Source organism: Kaistella sp. SH40-3, assembly GCF_030686865.1.
Taxonomy (GTDB): domain Bacteria; phylum Bacteroidota; class Bacteroidia; order Flavobacteriales; family Weeksellaceae; genus Kaistella.
The window spans coordinates 127,226-146,170 of sequence record NZ_JAQYUS010000006.1; the positions used below are offsets into that span (position 1 = coordinate 127,226).

The window sequence follows — 18,945 nt, forward strand, 5'->3', positions numbered from 1 at the left end:
ACATGGTAATAACTGTTAAACTTTGTTAAAAGTCAACATAAATCACCTTTTTAATTGAATGATACGCTGTAATCTCATCAAACTCGGCCAAACTTTTGGTTACCAAACCTTTATACTCTGCATACTTTTTTCCGCGCGGTAATTTAAGTAACAGTTGATATTGATACATTAAATTAAGTTTTCCGATTGGCGATTTTTCTGGACCGAGAATACATTCTTCGGGTAAATATTTTCTAAGAATTGAACCTAGAAACTGTGAGGCACGATTTACTTTATCTTCTCGGCGATGCTTTAATTCAATCATAATCAACTTCACGAAAGGCGGATAAAGGAATTTCTTTCTCTCTGTCAACAAATGTTCGTAAATCATCGGCGTATCATGATCTTTAAGCATTTGAAAAATAGAATGTTGCGGATTATAAGTTTGAATTAAAACTTTCCCATTTCCAGAACTTCTGCCGGCTCTACCAGAAACTTGCGTGATCAATTGAAACGCTCTTTCTTCCGCCCGGAAATCTTGTACATATAATAAGGAGTCCGCTTTTGGAATCGCGACCAGTTCAATATTATCAAAATCTAAACCTTTGGAAATCATCTGAGTACCAACAACAATGTCGGTTTCGCCTTCTTCGATTTTCTCGTATAATTTCTCGTAGGCAAATTTCTTGCGCATGGAATCAACATCCATTCGGTCAACTTCTGAGTCCGGGAAAATCTTTGAAACTTCTTCGTGAATCTGTTCTACACCAACCCCTCTCACATTCAATTTTTCGGAATGACATTTCGGACAGGCTTTTGGTTTCGCCGCTTTTTGTCCACAATAATGACATTTCATTTCATTATTATATTTGTGATAGGTCATCACCACATCACAATTTGAGCAATAGTTAACATAACCACAAGTTTCACATTCCACAACATTGGCATAACCACGGCGGTTATGAAGAATCATAGTTTGTTTATTATGATCGAGTTCTTTCCTAATTTCATCAATTAACTGCAAAGAAAAACTACCAACCAACTTTTTAGAATCCTGCGCTTCTTTAAAATTAATGAGTTCAAACTGTGGAATATTTACATTTCCAAAACGTTCGCCTAAGAAAACATATTTCAGTTTTTCCTTTTTTGCAGCGTAATAAGATTCTACTGAAGGAGTCGCAGAACCTAGAATAACATTGGCTTTATAGAATTTCGCTAAAACCTGGGCCGCATCTTTCGCATTGAAAAACGGAGAAGTTTCCCGCGGTTTATAACTGGAATCGTGTTCTTCATCAACTACGATTAAACCTAAATTCTCATATGGTAAAAACAACGCATTCCTCGTTCCAATAAGGATTTTGATGTCATTATTTTTAATTCTTCGCCAAACTTCTACCTTTTCGAAATCGGTTAACTTCTGATGATAGAATCCTAATTGTTTACCATATTTTTTTTCTAAACGCTGAACAATCTGTTTGGTGATCGCAATCTCAGGAAGTAGAAATAAAACATTTTTTTCATCTGCCACCGCTTCTTCAATCTTTTCTAAATAAACGTGCGTTTTCCCGGAAGAAGTTACGCCGTGAAGCAAGACATTTTTACCTTGTTCAAAGGCTTCATCTATTTCTGCTTTCGCCTGAAGTTGGATATCACTCAGTTTTTCTAATTCTTCAGTTTCTCCTTCATAACTTTCCAGTCTGTCTTTTTGAAGATAATATTCCTGAACCAGATCTTTTTCAATTAGTGATTTTAATTGCGCCTGGACAAATTTTCCTTCATGAAAAACATCGGATTTTTTGATTAATTTTTCAGGATGTTCGGTTTGTTTCTCTAAGAGTAAAAGAAATAATTCCTGCTGTTTTGGCGAACGTTTTAATGATAAAAGAATTTGAGGTAAATCAGAATTTTTTACCGTTTCTTCATTAATCTTTAAATAGGCAATTTCCTTTGCTTTGTACTTTTCAGCGATTTTTTCATCAATTTCAATGTATTGTAAATCGATTAAAGATTTTATGGTTTTTACAATATCTCTTTTCGGAATAAAGGCTTCAATCTCCGTTAAATTAATGAGTTGCCGAACTTCTAAGGCCTGAATCAGATACATTTCATTGACATCTAAATTCTCGAAATCGATAACAACATTTGGTCTTAATTTGAGATAAGTTTCACTTTCTAATTTTAAAGAACCCGGAAATGAAAAACGATAAATCTCGCCCAAATTACAGATATAATAATCTGAAAGCCAGTTCCAAAACTGAATTTGTTCTTTTGGTAAAATCGGTAAATCATCTAAAATATTGATAATTTCTTTCGGTACAAAAGTTTCGGGTTCTTGATCATGAAGATCGAAAACGATTCCTGTATAAATCTTTTTCCCACCAAAAGCCACCAAAACCCGCATTCCAACTTGAATGGAATCCAAGAGTTCAACGGGAACTTTGTAGGTGAAAATTCCTTTTAAATTTAAGGGAAGAATGACTTGGGCGAAACTCAATGCGTGAATGTGTTGATTTGTTGATGTGCCATTATTGTTAATGTTTTACAAATTTAGAAATAAATTTCGGCTAAAGCCAATCGCATTTTTGGAAATAAAAAACGGGCTAAAGCCCGTTCCTATTAATAATGATTGTTTTGAAAATTCAAAACTTAAAAATTATTTCAAAATTATTTTCCTTTTCTTCTGTCTAGTTCTTTTTGAATCAAACCTAATTCACGTCCTGTTTGTCCTGCTACAGAAGTATTTTCCTGCGCTCTTCTCGTCAAATAAGGAACTACATCTTTTACCGGTCCGTACGGAAGATATTTGCAAACATTATATTTTTCAGCACCCAAATAATAAGTGATATTGTCACTCATTCCGTACAGTTGTCCGAAATAAATTTGTGGATGATCGTGAGGCAAGCCCATCGCTTTCATTTTCTCCATCACCAGTTCGGTCGATTTTTCGTTGTGTGTTCCGAAGAAAGCAGAAACTTTATCTAAGTTATTTAAAACAAAATCGATCGCTCCATTATAATTATCATCAGACGCCTGTTTGGTCGGCTGAATTGGATCAGGATATTTCATTTCTGCTGCACGCGCTCTTTCTTTTTCCATATAAGCGCCACGAACGAATTTGTAACCAAGGAAATAGTTTTTCTCTTTGGCTCTTTCTAAATCTTTCGCCAAATATTCTAATCTTCCCGTTCTGTACATCTGAATAGTATTCCAAATAATGGCTTTTTCTTTGTTGAATCTTTCCATCATTTCATTCACCAGATTATCGGTAGCATCTTGCATCCAGGAATCTTCAGCATCAACCATTAACACGACATTTCTATCGAATGCCATTTGACAAACATCCTCAAATCTTTTTACGACTCTCGCCCACTCTTCTTTTTGTGAAGTCGTTAATTCTACTTTTTTACCAACTTCTTCATAAATCTCAATTCTTCCAAAACCTGTTGGTTTAAAAACTACAAAAGGAATCGCTGGATTACCTTCCGCAAATTTGATGTTCTGCTGAATTTCGGTACAGGTATCATCAAAAACTTTTTCTTCTGCCTTTCCTTCAATCGCATAATCAAAAATACTTCCGACATGATGTTTAAACATTTGTTTCACCACTTTCATACTTTCTTCATGGGTTTCGCCACCGCAAAACTGTTCGAACAAAGTTTGCTTTACAATATCTGTTACAAAAGGAAAATTATTTTTGATGGTAAAATTCAGTGCAGAAATTCCAACATTCGTAATCATAGGTTGTTCAATGGCTTTAAACATCCAGTATGCTTTTTTCAGTTGAGAATCTGTTTTGTCTGCGAAGGCAATTTGGGTATTATCGAAAATGCTCATAATTTAAATTAAAGTTCAACAAATTTAATAATACTCTATGAATTGATAAGACTAAATTAAAGTTTAATTTTGTGATAAATTTCAGTTTACATGATTTCAATATTAGATGAGGATTTCTCGCAACTCAACAGTTTTATAACCAATTTAAAACCGACTCAACTTTTAATTTTAGTTGATGAAAACACGCACGAACATTGTCTTCCCACACTTTTAGGGAATTTAGAAACCGAGATTCCTTTTGAAATCATCGAAATTGAAGCTGGCGAAGAGTTGAAAACTTTGGAAACTGCAGCACAACTTTGGGAAATCTTAACCGAATTTGAAACTGATCGCAAAGCCTTAATGATTAATTTAGGTGGCGGCGTCATCACTGATATGGGCGGATTTATCGCTTCAACTTACAAAAGAGGAATTCCTTTTATTAATATTCCAACGACTCTTTTAGGAATGTGTGATGCGTCTATTGGCGGAAAAACGGGAATTGATCATCAATTTTTAAAGAACATTATTGGAACTTTTGCACATCCAGAACAGATTTTTGTCTTTCCAGAATTCTTGCATACTTTACCTTTTGAGGAACTTCGAAGTGGTTTTGCCGAAATGTTGAAACACGGTTTAATTACGGATGAAAAACATTGGAACGATTTAATTTCCATTAAAGAATTAACGCCGGAACACATTTTCCCTTTCATTGAAAGATCGATGAAGATTAAACAAAATGTAGTTGAACAGGATTTTACGGAACAAAATATTCGGAAGACTTTGAACTTTGGTCATACGATCGGTCACGCTGTTGAAAGTTTATTTCTATTAAAAGGGAAACCAATTATGCATGGAGAAGCCGTTGCACTGGGAATGATTTGCGAAACGAGAATATCTTTTCTACAAGATTTGATTTCAGAAGAAACTGCTAATGACATTGTTGAAAATATCAGAAAGTTTTATCCTCACTTAAATATCAGCGGATTTTCATTAGAGGAAATAGTCAATTTAATGATGAATGATAAAAAGAATACAGCAGGAAATATCAATTTCTCTTTGCTAACCGGAATTGGAACTTCAACTTTTAATTGCTCTGTAAATCTTGAAAACATCAAAAACGCATTGCTTTATTATTAAAATTTGGTGTAAAAAGTAACTAAACTGCTGAACTGAATTCCTGCACAATTATTGTGCAGGAATTTTTTATTTATAGCAAACTACTGGTTTAAAGTCAATTAGAATTAATACTATTTAAACCCTTGTTTAATTTTTAGGTAGTTTATATCATTTTGGCACACCATTTGAGAGTACTACAATCGTAAAACAAATTTAAAAATGTAATGATAATGAGGATTAAATGATTTTAGAAATTCTAAAAATTTAATTTCTAAAAGTTGTAAAGTCCAATTATTAAAAACGTAAAAATTAATTAAAAAATTTAAGATTATGAAAAAGTTAGTATTAGGTGCAGCAATCGCAATGAGTTCATTGACATTCGCACAGCAATTTGGTGTTAAAGGTGGTATGAATGTATCCTCTATATCTAAAGATGGAGGTTTAAGTGATACTTCCTCAAAAATCGGTTTCAACGCAGGTGTTTTCATGAACGCTCCTTTAGCGGAAAACTTTAGCATCCAACCCGAAGTTTTGTATAATGATTTAGGATCAAAAGTTACTTACGGATCTAATGATCAGAATTCATACAGTACTAATTTAGGCTATATCGCAGTACCTGTAATGTTTCAGTACAATGCTACACCGGAGTTTTACTTAGAAGCCGGTCCGCAAGTGAGTTTTCTTGTTAATGCGAATAGTAAATTGAAAGATGGTAATAATTCAACAATCACTGACTGGACAAAAACAGCAAAAGATAATTTAAATACTGTTGACTTTGGAGTTGGAATAGGTGCTGGTTATTACTTCACACCACAACTAGCTCTTACCGCAAGATATGTAGCCGGAGTAACAAAAATCGGAAATGATGATAATATTATCGGAAAAGCTTATAGTGATTCCAAAAACAATAATTTCCAAGTTGGTTTAGCTTACAAATTTAGTAAGTAATAGCACACTTCATATCAAAAACACAATTTATATAGAAAAGGTTGGGATTAATTCCCAACCTTTTCATTTTTTATTTATCGGTGTAATCAGGATGAGGACCTGCAGGAACTGGATATTCTTCAGTAAAACACCCAAAGCAATGGTTGGTGCTTCCAAGAATTTCCTTCAGATTTTCCATGCTTAAAAACTCCAGGGAATCAACGCCCAGGTATTTTCGTAATTCTTCAACAGTCATATTGGCAGAAATCAAGTCATCTTTTGTTGGGGTATCGATTCCCAGATAACACGGCGCAATAATCGGTGGAGAAACACTTCTGAAGTGAATTTCTTTAACTCCGGCATCTTTCAGAATTTTCACCAAACGTTTAGAAGTTGTGCCACGAACGATGGAATCGTCGATAATCACTACTCTCTTTCCTTTAATTTCAGAAATAATTGGATTCAGTTTTAGATTTACAATTCGTTCCCGCATTTCCTGAGTCGGAACGATGAAACTTCTACCGATATATCTGTTCTTAATTAAAACCGGACGAAACGGAATACCGGAAGCAACAGAAAAACCAATCGCTGCAGGAACTCCAGAATCTGGAACTCCGATAACGATATCTGCTTCTACAGGCGCTTGCTCCCAAATTTTCATTCCGGATTTCTCCCGAGTTTCGTGAACATTAATCCCTTCCATTATCGAATCTGGTCGGGCGAAATAAATATATTCGAAAGCACACGTTCTTTTCTCGCAGTTTTCTATGGCCATGAAACTTTGTAAACCGGCTTCATTTTCGTTGGTATAAATAATTTCTCCAGGTAAAATATCACGAACGTATTGCGCTCCAACAGCGTCCAGCGCTACAGATTCTGAAGCCACAACATAAGTCTTTTCATCAATCGCACCTAAAACCAACGGACGAATTCCATGAAAATCACGGAAGGCAAAGAACTTATTTCTCGTCATTCCAACGACAGAATACGCACCTTGAATTTTTCCCATGGTCGTTTTAATCGCCGCACGCAACCCTAAATCAAGATGTTTCTGAATTAATCTCAGAATGACTTCAGAGTCAGAAGTTGCCCTAAAAACTACGCCTTCCTCTTCCAGTTCTCTTTTTAATTCCGCTGCATTGGTTAAATTTCCGTTGTGTGCAATCGTAAGAATGGTCTGATCATATTCATTCTTGGCAAAAAAGGGCTGGAAATTATATTTTTTCTTGTCGCCTGCCGTGGTATATCGCGTGTGTCCAATCGCAGAATTTCCCATAAAGGTTTCTGGTTCTCGGATTTCTTTGAACACATCGAGCACCAAACCTTCATCTTTAATATTGAAAATTTTGCCCTGTTTCATTACAGAAATCCCACAGGCTTCCTGACCACGGTGCTGCAAAGCAAAAAGTCCAAATTGCGACATCGAAAACGTATCAACATCGTTATCTGAATAGATTCCGAAAATCCCACATTCCTCAGCAGGAGCGTCAAACGGATCATCTGTTTTAAGAAGATTTCTACCGTACGTATTTTCCTTAAATTGGTTTAAATAATCTTCTCTGTGTTGTTGTAAATCTTTCATTTTTAGTTTTCCCAAAAATTATTTTTGAAGAACTTTTTTCAATCGTTCATAAATTTCTACATACGCTTCTGTCACTTCACCCAAATCGCGTCTGAAACGGTCTTTATCGAGTTTCTTCATCGTATCTTTATCCCAAAGTCTGCAAGTATCTGGTGAAATTTCGTCAGCCAGGATAATTTTACCGTCCGAATCTTTACCTAATTCAATTTTGAAATCAACCAAGATAATATTCATTTGATCAAAAAGATCGATTAAAATATCATTAATATCAGACGTCAATTCGTACATTTCATCCAGTTCCTCATACGTTGCTGCACCCAGGAAAACGGCGTGGTGATCATTGATGAGTGGATCTCCAAGATCATCTCTCTTATAACATAGATCAAAAATGGTTACGGGAGATTTTACTCCTTCTTCTACACCTAATCTTTGCGCCATACTTCCGGCAGCGTAATTACGAACCACCATTTCCAATGGAATAATGTGGACTCTTTTCACCAACTGTTCTCTTTCGTCTAACTTTTTGATGAAGTGAGTAGGAATTCCTTTTTTATTCAAGTATTCGAAAATCAAGGTGGTAATGGCATTATTCATTTCCCCTTTTAAATCAAATTGTCCTTTTTTTTGCGCATTGAAAGCGGTTGCATCATCTTTAAAACGGACAATCACTTCATTGGGATTATCAGTTTCGAAAACTTGCTTTGCCTTTCCTTCATAAAGCATTGCTCCTTTTGTCATTTTTACTTTTTATTAAATTTTTACTTTCTATTTATTTTGTAGGGTTAAAACCCTACTCTTTTTTAAATCGCCACTTCGTGGCTTGCGGAATTATAATTTAACTAAAATTCCTGTAAGAACTGCGATGCCAAAACTTAGCAAAGTTCCTATTAATACATACTCTGTAAGTTTCCTCTGTTTTGCTTCTGCGAGATCACTGAATCTGAAAACCGATTTTGCGGCAATCATAAAACCTACGCCTTCCCAATGGTCGACCAAGATGAAAACGAAAACCAAAAGTCTTTCTAAAATTCCAATATATTTTCCGGCATTTACCAGAGATTCTGTTTGTAATTTACTGTGTTCAATGGTAATTGGTGTCCAAATAGAAATAACCGTTTTGATTAATATAGAAGATGGAACCGTGAGAAATACGATTGCAGTTATTAATTTCAAACTTTCTGCATTGAAAAAATCTTCCCATCTGAAATAAGGAAAATAGAAAACCGAAACCGCTCCAATCACTAATATATGAGCAAGTTGATCGATAAAAAACCAGGTTCTTTTGGTCTTTGCATTCTGGAAATTCAGTTTTGTCCAGTCGATTAAAAAATGGGTGATTCCAATAATTAAAGCAATCCACCATAATTTCAAATTCCATAAAAACACGAATGCCAGCACCGTATGCAACAAAACATGAATGTATAAATAGATACTGCCACCCTTTTTCTTCTCCTTAGCAGCAACCCAAGAATTAGGCTGAAGAATAAAATCTCCTAATAAATGTGCTAATATGAGAGGAATAAAAATCATTTATAATTCTGAGATTTTCTTTCTGAAAAACTGATCGGTTTCGTGGATCAAGTCGAAGTTTGCTCGTTTAAGCCTTTGACTAACTGATGATTGTGTGATATTCAATTCTTTTGCAAGGTCGTCCTGCGTTAATTCTGAATTGCATAATAACTGATGAATAATTTCGGCAGTTGCAACGGTCCAGTTATCAAAATCAATGGAAGCCCATTTGAAAAGGATATTCAGATCTCTGTTTACTTTTTCATTTTCAGTTTGTATAGCCAATGTTCTTCCCTGAGATTTGATGTCGGTCAATAATCTTCCTGAATTCACGTAAGCAGAACCATTTGATTCGGTAATTTTCTCAGATTGAAAAACTTCATTTCCAATCCCGATAGCAAGACGAACATCTAAATTTTCAAAACTTCTGATGAGTGATTTTAAAAGAAGCGCTCTATGGAACACTTGATCTACACTGCATTTCAATTGAAATTCATCGCCTCGATAAACTTCCCAATTTTCGGGCGTCGTTGACCACGTTCCCATTAAATTTTTCAATTTTGGAAGCCATGTTTCAACATCTGATTTTTGAGAATTAATAATATCTCCGGTGATAATCGCAATCATGTTACAAATATAAGCAATAATCCTTATAAATTAAAAATATAAGGCAAACACCTTATAATGTTTTGTTAAAATCCACTGTTAAATATAAGTCAATCCACTAATATATAATGAATATAAGCAAATTGACTTATAATTAAATTTTCTATTTATTTAAAATACTCAACTCCGTTTTTAAAGATATTGTGATAATTCGCAGTTGGAATATTTTTCATTAACCCTTCAGCAAAACGTTCCGGATGTCCCATTCTTCCAAATATTTTTCCAGATTTTGAAGTGATTCCTTCAACACCGAATAAAGAGTTATTTGGATTGAATGGCATTCCGTGTGCAACCTTTCCATCGTGATCAATGTATTGTGTTGCAATCTGACCGTTTTCGTACAATTCCTGAATCACCTTTTCTGAAGCCATAAAACGACCTTCACCGTGCGAAATCGGAATCGTGAAGACTTGATCTTTCATTCCTTTTAACCAAGGCGAATCGTCATTGATGACTTTCACATCAACCATTTGAGAAATGTGACGACCGATTGCATTGTGTGCTAAAGTCGGTGAATCTGCATCTAAATCCCGAATCTCACCATAAGGCAACAATCCAGATTTCACCAAGGCTTGGAAACCATTACAGATTCCGAGAATCATTCCGTCGCGTTCCAATAATTGACGAACTGCATTTTTCATCTTCTCATTTTTCAAAACATTGACGATGAATTTTGCCGAACCATCGGGTTCATCTCCGGCAGAAAAACCACCCGATAAAACTAAAATTTGGGACTGATTAATTTCCGAAATCCAGGCATCCAAACTTTCATTTAAAAGTTGGTGATTGAGATTAATTAAGGGTAACCCTGAAACTTCAGCGCCTTCTTTTCTAAACGCATTTTGAGTTTCATATTCACAATTTGTTCCTGGGAAAATCGGTGCAAAAACTTTCGGTTTCGCTAAATTGTGTTTTAAGATATGAATCGTTCGCGGCTGAATTGAATTCAATTTTGAATCAATTTCAACAACCACTTTCGCTTTTTCTTTGGTTGGAAAAAGTTCTTCAAAAGTCCCTTTCCATACTTCAAGTAATTTTTCGATATTAAATTCAAAACCACTGATTTTCAATATATTTGAATTTTTAACTTCACCAATAACTTGAAGTAAATCATTTTCTAAAACCTCTGAACTTTCGATGATTAAACTTCCAATATTGTTTGTTAAAAGCAAATCTTCATCTACTTTAATTTCCGCTCCAAGATGATTACCAAAACTCATTTTCGCAAGAGCAACTGCAACTCCACCCTCTTTAATCGTCTTCACCGAAACGATCTTTTTCGACTTAATATTTTCAAATATAAAATCAAAGATCTGTTTCAGATCTCCGTAATTCGGCATTCCATTTTCTTGCGAAATATGGTTGAACAAGTACAATTTATTTCCGGCTTTTTTAAACTCCGGTGAAATGATAGTTGCCTTTTCTCCGTTCGCACAAGCAAACGAAATCAAGGTCGGTGGAACATGAATATCCTGGAAACTTCCACTCATGGAATCTTTACCACCAATCGCAGCCAATTCGAAATTCATCTGCGCATCATACGCACCAAGTAAAGAAGCCAATGGTTTTCCCCACTTCTCCGGCTGATTTCCTAACTTCTCAAAATACTCCTGGAAACTCAAACGGATGTTTTTATAAGCACCACCCATCGCAACAATCTTCGCAACACTTTCAACAACAGCATTCGCAGCGCCAACCAAAGAGTTTTGAGACGATATTTCGGCATCAAATCCCCAACTTGCCAAAGAAACCGTTTCGATATTTTTAGCGTTTAAAATCGGTAGCGTTTGCACGCTTCCTTCCATTTCGGTCAACTGATGTTTTCCGCCAAACGGCATGGCCACAGAAGTTCCACCAACAGAAGCATCGAACATTTCAGCCAATCCTTTTTGGGAAGCGACATTTTTATCGGAAAGAATCTTTAAGAAATTCTCTTCACTGAATTTTATAATTTGATTTTCAACAGGTTGCAAGTGTGAAACTTCAGCATGCTGCATTTTCGCACAACCATTGGTATCTAAAAATGCTCGGCTTAAATCAACGATTTTATTTCCTTGCCAGAACATTTGCATTCTGCCAGAGTCCGTTACTTTCGCAACTTCAACGGCTTTTATATTTTCTTTTTCACAGAACCTGATGAACTTTTCTTTGTCTTTCGCTTCAATGACAACTGCCATTCTTTCCTGGGATTCAGAAATCGCAAGTTCAGTTCCATTTAAACCTTCATATTTTAAAGGAAGGATATCGAGGTTAATTTCCAGTGAATCAGCAATTTCGCCAATCGCAACTGAAACTCCACCTGCTCCAAAATCATTTGATTTTTTAATTAAAGTCGTGACTTCTGGATTCCTAAAGAGTCTTTGAATTTTACGTTCTTCAACAGCATTTCCTTTCTGAACCTCGGTTGACAAAGTATGAATCGAGGTTTCATCCTGCACTTTAGAACTTCCACTTGCGCCACCAACTCCATCTCTTCCGGTTGCGCCACCTAATAAAATAACAAGATCACCATTTTGAGGCTGCTCTCTTTTTACCCAATCTTTTTTAACGGCACCAACGACAAAACCAACTTCCATTCGTTTTGCTTTGTAGCCATCGTGGTAAATTTCATTCACCGAAGTCGTGGCTAAACCAATTTGATTTCCATAAGAAGAATAACCGTTTGCGGCTTGTTTCGTAATTGTACGTTGTGGAAGTTTTCCCGCTAAAGTTTCAGAAATCGGTTCTAAAACATTCGCGGCTCCGGACAAACGCATCGCCTGATACACGAAAGCACGTCCGGACAAAGGATCACGAATTGCACCACCTAAACAAGTTGAGGCACCACCAAAAGGTTCAATTTCAGTTGGGTGATTATGGGTTTCATTTTTAAATAACAGATACCATGGTTCTTTCTTACCGTCGAATTCTGCTTCTATTTCAATCGTACAGGCATTTATTTCATCGGAAACAACCAGGTTTTCCAATTTACCTGTCTTATGAAAATATCTTGCGCAAACCGTAGCCAAATCCATCAAAGAAACTGGTTTCGCTTCACGGCCCAAGAATTTTCTCTTTTCTAAATAATCATTAAAAATCGTTTTTAAAGTCGACTTAAAAGAATCATTAAACTGAATATCAGTCAATTCAGTTTCAAAAGTTGTGTGTCGGCAATGGTCGCTCCAATACGTATCCAGAACTTTAAGTTCCGTTTCTGTTGGATTTCTATTTTCTGTTTTAAAATAATTTTGAATAAATTCTAAATCATCAATATCCAAAGCAAAACCATGGTTGTCGTAAAACGCTTTTAATTCTTCCGCAGAAAAATCGGTGAAACCTTCATGAACAATAACTGGATCTGGAGATTCCTCTGCTGGAATTTCTAATTTTGATAAATCTTTAACCTGAGATTCAACTTTATTAATTAAATGATTTTTAATGGTTTCTACGTCAGATTCAGAAACTCCGAATAATTCGACGAGTTTTCCACTTCTTACTTTACCGTTCTCATTTTCAGTTAATAAGACAATACACTGTTGTGCTGAATCTGCACGCTGATCATATTGTCCAGGTAAATATTCGGTCGCGAAATGAGTGCTTTTCGCCGGATTTTCTTCATGCAAAATATCGGTCACCGGATCTACAAAAGTACTGTTGATGACTTTTGAAAACTCATTATCATTAACACCAAAAACATCATAAACATTATAGACTTTAACATCTTTAATAGTCGGAACAATATTTTTTATTTCATTAAAAACCTGCGGACTTTCAACATCGAAAATTCCTTTTTTTTCTACGAAGATTCTTTTTTTCATTTTTAATTTTTATAAATAAGATTTTATCCTATTCTTTATTAAAGCGTCCTTTCAGGACTTTATAAGATTCATTTAATTGATAAAACTATAAAAAAAATGCAGCCAAAAAGACTGCATTAATAATTTATACTTTAAGGTCGGCTTTTAACCCGATTAGGTCGGCATACTTTTGCAGAATTGGATTTACCTCATTTTCAATAAACTCCTGCGTCTGAATCGGCGCGAATCCGATAAAGTTTTTCGGGTCGAGCACTTCTCTAATTTTTGATTTATCCATTTTTAAGGAAGTGTCGTTCATGATTCTGGCAATTAAATCATTTTCTTTTCCTTCCTCTTTAACTTTTTTACTCGCTTCCATGGAATGAACACGGATGGTTTCGTGAATTTCCTGACGGTCACCGCCGGCCTTCACTTCTTCCATAATAATATATTCGGTCGCCATAAATGGAAGTTCATCCATAATATGTTTCTGAATTCTATTTTCGTAAACCACGATTCCGTTCATGATATTATTCCAGATCATCAGAATAGCATCAACTGAAAGAAACGCCTGGGGAATAGTCAATCGCTTATTGGCAGAATCATCCAAAGTTCTCTCAAACCATTGTGTGGAAGCGACCATTGCGGAACTTGTAGAAAGTGACATCACAAATTTTGCCAAGGCTCCGATTCTTTCCGAACGCATTGGATTTCGTTTGTAAGCCATCGCAGAAGATCCAATCTGATTCTTTTCGAAAGGTTCTTCAATTTCTTTTAAATTCTGAAGAAGTCTTAAATCGTTGGTGAATTTATGTGCAGATTGTGCAATATTAGAAAGTAAAGCAACAACTTTTGCATCAATTTTACGATCGTAAGTTTGTCCGGAAACTCCAAACACTTTATCGAAACCAAAACGCTTCGAAAGTTGTTTATCTAAATGTTTTACTTTGGAATAATCACCATCGAATAACTCTAAGAAACTTGCGGCAGTTCCGGTTGTTCCTTTTACACCTCTAAATCTTAAAGTTTCAATGAAAAATTCTAATTCTTCAAAATCTAAAACCAAAGACTGTAACCATAAAGTTGCCCGTTTTCCAACAGTAGTCAATTGTGCCGGTTGATAATGCGTAAAACCTAAAGTTGGCAAATCTTTATATTGAATAGCGAAATCAGCCAAATTTTTCATCACATTGACCAATTGTTTTCTGAGCAACAAAAGACCATCGCGCATCTGAATCAAATCGGTATTATCGCCAACAAAAGCCGAAGTGGCGCCAAGATGAATGATTCCTTTTGCTAAAGGAGCAGCGTCGCCATACGTGTGAACATGCGCCATCACGTCGTGACGGAATTTCTTCTCGTATTCAGCAGCCTTCACATAATCAATGTCTTCAGCGTTTTCTTTGAGTTGTGCGATTTGCTCATCGGAAATATCTAAACCTAAATCTTTTTCGATTTCGGCTAAGGCGATCCATAATTTTCTCCAGTTTCTGAACTTGTTGTTGGGAGAGAAATTATAGAGCATTTCCTCACTTGAATAGCGTTCTTCAAGAGGGTTTTTGTAGGAATTCATTCTTTCTTTTACTTTTTACTTGCACAAATTTAAGTAAAATTTTTGAGCCTTAAAATTTATTTTCTGCCTGTAAATTCCTTCATGGTGTCGTAAATTCCAAAAACATTTTCCATCACCCAATCAAACGCGGGGATCGGTAAAATTCCTTGCGAAAAACGAATAAACCAATATGGAAGCGGCATTGCCAACATTTTCGTTTCGTTCTCGATTGCTTTAATAATTCGTTCAGATGTTTTTTCCGGTTCTAAAATCGGAAGCACTTTCGACTTGACGCCATCAAACATTCCTGTATTAATGAAGAAAGGCATAATGGTCGTCACCGAAATATTTTTCTTTAACTGTCTCATTTCGAGGCGAACACTATCACCCCAGCCAATTGCTGCCCACTTTGAGGCCGCATAAACCGACATCTTCGGATTGGAAATCAAGCCGGCAGAAGAAGCAATATTGCAAATTGCTCCAGAATTCTTTGCAATCATTCCCGGTAAAAACTCCAGTGTAAGATGCATGGGTGCATTTGAATTGATGGACATGCTTTTATCAATCTGCTCGTGCGTATGTTCATGGAAATATTTTCCGACCACAATTCCAGCGTTATTAATCAAAACATCAACAGAACCAACTTCGGTTCTGACCTGTTGCGCATTGATTTTAATGTCATCAAGATTAGACACATCCACTTTATAAGTAAAAATTTCACCACCCAATTTGGAAAATTCTGATTTAGTATGCGCTAAACCTTCTTCGTTAATATCCCAAATGATTAATTTAGAGCAACCTCTTTCCAGAGATTTTCGACCCATAATTTTTCCGATTCCGGAACAGCCGCCAGTGATAAGAACTATTTTATTTTTAAAATCCATTTCGTAAAGATGTAAATTATTTTTAAGTTAAATTTGTTTGGATTAAAACTTGCTGTGAATTTGATGCAAACACTGTAATATTCGCAATGCAGTGCATATTACACCCCTAATTTTAATAAATAAAAGTAATGAATTTTCAAGATATATTAACCGAACAACGTGAATTATTTAACAGTCAGAAAACAAAAAGTCTGAAATTCAGAAAAATTTATCTGGAAAAATTGAAAGAAGTTATCATTAAAAATGAAGATCTTTTATATAAAGCCATTTATGAGGATTTTGGAAAATCAAAATTCGACACTTTTACTACGGAGATTTCATTTGTCATTAAAGACATCGATTATTATCTTAAAAATCTAAATTCTTTAGCAAAACCCAAAAAGGTACGTACAAACATCGCTAATCAATTGGGTTCAAGCAAAATTCATCCGGAACCACTTGGCTGCACTTTGGTGATTGGAGCGTGGAATTATCCTTACCAACTTTCGCTTTCTCCTGTAGTTGCTGCTTTAGCCGCTGGAAACACCTGTATTTTGAAGCCTAGTGAAGTGGCTGAGAATTCTATGAAAGCAATGGCAAAAATCATTAATGAAAATTTCCCGAAAGAATATTTATACGTTGCAGAAGGTGGCGTAGAAGAAATAACAGAAATTTTAAAATTAAAATTCGACAAAATATTTTTTACAGGAAGTCCGAAAGTTGGGCAAATCGTTTATGAAGCCGCAGCCAAACATTTAACTCCCGTAACCTTAGAATTAGGTGGGAAAAGTCCTGCTATTGTAACTTCATCTGCCAATTTTGAAATTGCTGCCAAAAGAATTGTTTGGGGAAAATTTCTGAACGCCGGACAAACTTGTGTAGCACCGGATTATATTTTGGTTGATGAAAACGTAAAAGACAGTTTTCTGGATTCTTTAAAATCCTATATTCAAAAATTCAATTATCAGCCGGACTCTGAACATTACACCAGAATTATTAATGAAAGAAATTATAATCGTTTGGTTAAATTAATTGACCCCGATAAAATATTTTTTGGTGGAAAAACCGATTCCTTCACAAGATATATTGAACCGACAATTTTAAATAACGTTACTTGGAATGACGCCGTAATGCAGGAAGAAATTTTCGGTCCAATCCTACCGGTTTTAACATTCAAAAATTTTAACGAAGCGCTTCTTCAAATTGAAAAAGGAGAAAAACCGTTATCCGCTTATTTATTTTCCGACAGTTCAGAAGAAAAAGAACATTTTATTTCTAAAATATCTTTTGGTGGCGGTTGTATCAACGATGTTGTGATGCATTTGAGCAATGACTACCTTCCATTTGGTGGTGTTGGGAATTCCGGGATTGGAAACTATCACGGGAAATTTGGTTTCGAAGCATTTTCTCATCAGAAGGCAATTTTAGACCGTGCAACTTGGGGAGAACCTGATTTGAAATACCCTCCATACACAGACAAAAAACTGAATTGGATTAAGAAACTTTTATAAAACATTTATCAACGCAAAGTCGCAACAGAATATAAAAAAAGTCTCGTCAAATACTGACGAGACTTTTTTACTTTATGATTTCGGAGCCCATTCTTGAAAGAATGCTTTTACTTTTTCTGTACTATACCCTTTTCCTTCTTCTAAAACCGCACTATCTTGCGTATGAATCATTTTTCCGTTTTTATCTAAAACGATGAAAACCGGATAACCAAATTTTGCACCGGGATTATCATATTTAGCAAAAACTTTTTCATTTTTATTTTCCGGTGAATAATTCAAGTGATAATACAAATAATTTTCATCAATGATGTTTTTCAATTCAGGTGTAGTCTGTACAAACTGATTAAATCTTAAACACCAAATGCACCAGTTTCCACCAGCTTGTAAAATAATATTTTTATTTTCTGCTTGGGCTTGTTTAACTAGTTCTGCAATCTTTGCCTCTGCATTTTCCTTATCGTTATAAGGTTTCGGCAATTTGGCTTTTTCTTCAGTTGCTACTTTTTTCTTCGCTTCTAAAACCGCTGCACTATCAACTTCTACCGAAACTGTATTCGCAGTTTTCACTTCATTGGTTTTGATATTTTCTGTTTTTTGAGAACACGCCAAAGTTGTAATCAACAATGCAGAAAGAGCTAAAATTCTAAACGGGGTATTTTTCATTTTTAAGATTTCAAATTAATCTACGCAAATTAACAAATTTAGAGCCAACAGTAAAGTTTATTATCATTAAATTTGCAATCAACCTATGAACTTTATATTTAAAATCTTTCTTCTTTTTTCAAAACTTCCTTTGCGCGTTTTGTACCTGTCTTCAGATTTCATTTTTTTTGTGATCTATCACCTTGTTGGCTATCGTAGAAAAGTGGTTCTTGAAAATCTTCAAAACTCTTTCCCTGAAAAAACACCTGCTGAATTGAGAAAAATAGAGAAAAAATTCTACATTAATTTTTGCGATTATATTGTAGAAACGCTTAAATCGTTTACCGTTTCTTCTAATGAATTACGGGTTAGGGTTCAACATATAAACCAGGATGTTTTTAAAGAAGCGAAAGAAGAAAATAAAAACATCATTCTCTTGGCGGGACATGTTTTTAATTGGGAGTGGTTTAATGCCCTAGCAGAAGCAATTCCGCAAGAAAACAGTCATCCGGTTTATCGAAAAGTTCAGAGTGGTTTTTGGGAAACAAAAATTAAAGAGTTAAGAACCCGATTTGGAAATCAACCTTTAGAAGCAAAAGAGGTTGTACGTCATATTTTCAGAAATCCTAATGATGGAAATTCGGTATATCTTTTTGTTGCAGATCAAACGCCTCATGTTTCAGAAGTTACTTATGGATTAAATTTTCTAAATCAAAAAACGCCCGTTTTCGTAGGTTACGATAAACTTTCTACAAGAATGGATTTAGTATTCGTTTATTGTGATATGAAAAAAGTAAAACGCGGCTATTATCAAATCAACTATTACAGAATTCAGCCTGACGGAGAAAAATTCGTAGAACACGAAGTCGTGAAAAAATTCCATCAACTGCTGGAAAACACCATTAATAAAAGGCCAGATAATTATCTTTGGTCACACAGAAGATGGAAATATCAGCACGCTATAAAAGTGATGGGAGAATAAATTCCAAATTTTCTTTAATAATAT

General features: G+C 35.2%; 14 protein-coding genes. 4 read left to right on the top strand and 10 right to left on the bottom strand.

Going from position 1 to position 18,945, the window contains the following annotated elements:
* Nucleotides 1–25 precede the first annotated feature (25 nt).
* Entirely contained in the window at nucleotides 26–2,473 is a 2,448-nt protein-coding gene (gene priA, locus PUH65_RS11100; RefSeq protein WP_305520068.1) for a primosomal protein N', read from the bottom strand.
* Between the two features lie 170 nt (nucleotides 2,474–2,643).
* Entirely contained in the window at nucleotides 2,644–3,813 is a 1,170-nt protein-coding gene (locus PUH65_RS11105) for a proline dehydrogenase family protein (RefSeq protein ID WP_305520069.1), read from the bottom strand.
* Between the two features lie 90 nt (nucleotides 3,814–3,903).
* Here PUH65_RS11105 and aroB point away from each other — a divergent pair, with 90 nt between their 5' ends.
* Together aroB and PUH65_RS11115 are read left to right on the top strand one after the other, a co-directional pair.
* Nucleotides 3,904–4,932 (top strand): 3-dehydroquinate synthase, encoded by a 1,029-nt coding sequence (gene aroB / locus PUH65_RS11110; protein WP_305520070.1) that lies wholly within the window; start codon nucleotides 3,904–3,906, stop codon nucleotides 4,930–4,932.
* Between the two features lie 309 nt (nucleotides 4,933–5,241).
* Complete coding sequence (locus PUH65_RS11115; RefSeq protein ID WP_305520071.1) at nucleotides 5,242–5,859, top strand: porin family protein; 618 nt, start codon at nucleotides 5,242–5,244, stop codon at nucleotides 5,857–5,859.
* 70 nt (nucleotides 5,860–5,929) lie between these two features.
* On the opposite strand, the gene purF is transcribed toward PUH65_RS11115, so the two are convergent.
* The 7 genes from purF to PUH65_RS11150 form a co-directional block, all read right to left on the bottom strand.
* A complete protein-coding gene (purF, locus tag PUH65_RS11120) occupies nucleotides 5,930–7,420 on the bottom strand; it encodes an amidophosphoribosyltransferase (protein ID WP_305520072.1) in 1,491 nt (496 codons plus the stop codon).
* Nucleotides 7,421–7,438: 18 nt separating this feature from the next.
* Nucleotides 7,439–8,158 carry a phosphoribosylaminoimidazolesuccinocarboxamide synthase gene (gene purC / locus PUH65_RS11125; RefSeq protein ID WP_305520073.1) on the bottom strand — a complete coding sequence of 240 codons (720 nt, stop codon included), beginning with the start codon at nucleotides 8,156–8,158 and terminating at the stop codon, nucleotides 7,439–7,441.
* A 90-nt stretch (nucleotides 8,159–8,248) separates the two neighbouring features.
* Nucleotides 8,249–8,950, bottom strand: a complete 702-nt coding sequence (locus PUH65_RS11130; RefSeq protein ID WP_305520074.1) for a DUF3307 domain-containing protein — start codon at nucleotides 8,948–8,950, stop codon at nucleotides 8,249–8,251.
* Entirely contained in the window at nucleotides 8,951–9,556 is a 606-nt protein-coding gene (locus PUH65_RS11135) for a SatD family protein (RefSeq protein WP_305520075.1), read from the bottom strand.
* A 146-nt stretch (nucleotides 9,557–9,702) separates the two neighbouring features.
* The gene (locus PUH65_RS11140; RefSeq protein WP_305520076.1) at nucleotides 9,703–13,392 is read right to left on the bottom strand and encodes a phosphoribosylformylglycinamidine synthase; all 3,690 of its coding nucleotides are present in this window, start codon (nucleotides 13,390–13,392) and stop codon (nucleotides 9,703–9,705) included.
* A gap of 124 nt (nucleotides 13,393–13,516) precedes the next feature.
* A complete protein-coding gene (gene purB, locus PUH65_RS11145) occupies nucleotides 13,517–14,944 on the bottom strand; it encodes an adenylosuccinate lyase (protein WP_305520077.1) in 1,428 nt (475 codons plus the stop codon).
* A gap of 56 nt (nucleotides 14,945–15,000) precedes the next feature.
* The gene (locus PUH65_RS11150; RefSeq protein WP_305520078.1) at nucleotides 15,001–15,807 is read right to left on the bottom strand and encodes an SDR family oxidoreductase; all 807 of its coding nucleotides are present in this window, start codon (nucleotides 15,805–15,807) and stop codon (nucleotides 15,001–15,003) included.
* Between the two features lie 128 nt (nucleotides 15,808–15,935).
* On the opposite strand from PUH65_RS11150, the gene PUH65_RS11155 reads away from it, so the two are divergent.
* Nucleotides 15,936–17,297, top strand: coding sequence for an aldehyde dehydrogenase (locus PUH65_RS11155; RefSeq protein ID WP_305520079.1), 1,362 nt, complete (start codon nucleotides 15,936–15,938; stop codon nucleotides 17,295–17,297).
* Nucleotides 17,298–17,369: 72 nt separating this feature from the next.
* Here PUH65_RS11155 and PUH65_RS11160 read toward each other — a convergent pair whose 3' ends face one another.
* On the bottom strand, nucleotides 17,370–17,960 hold the full coding sequence (locus PUH65_RS11160) for a thioredoxin family protein (RefSeq protein ID WP_305520080.1): 591 nt from the start codon (nucleotides 17,958–17,960) through the stop codon (nucleotides 17,370–17,372).
* Nucleotides 17,961–18,045: 85 nt separating this feature from the next.
* Between PUH65_RS11160 and PUH65_RS11165 the strand changes: the two genes are divergently transcribed.
* Complete coding sequence (locus PUH65_RS11165) at nucleotides 18,046–18,921, top strand: lysophospholipid acyltransferase family protein (protein WP_305520081.1); 876 nt, start codon at nucleotides 18,046–18,048, stop codon at nucleotides 18,919–18,921.
* The last annotated feature ends 24 nt before the right edge of the window (nucleotides 18,922–18,945 follow it).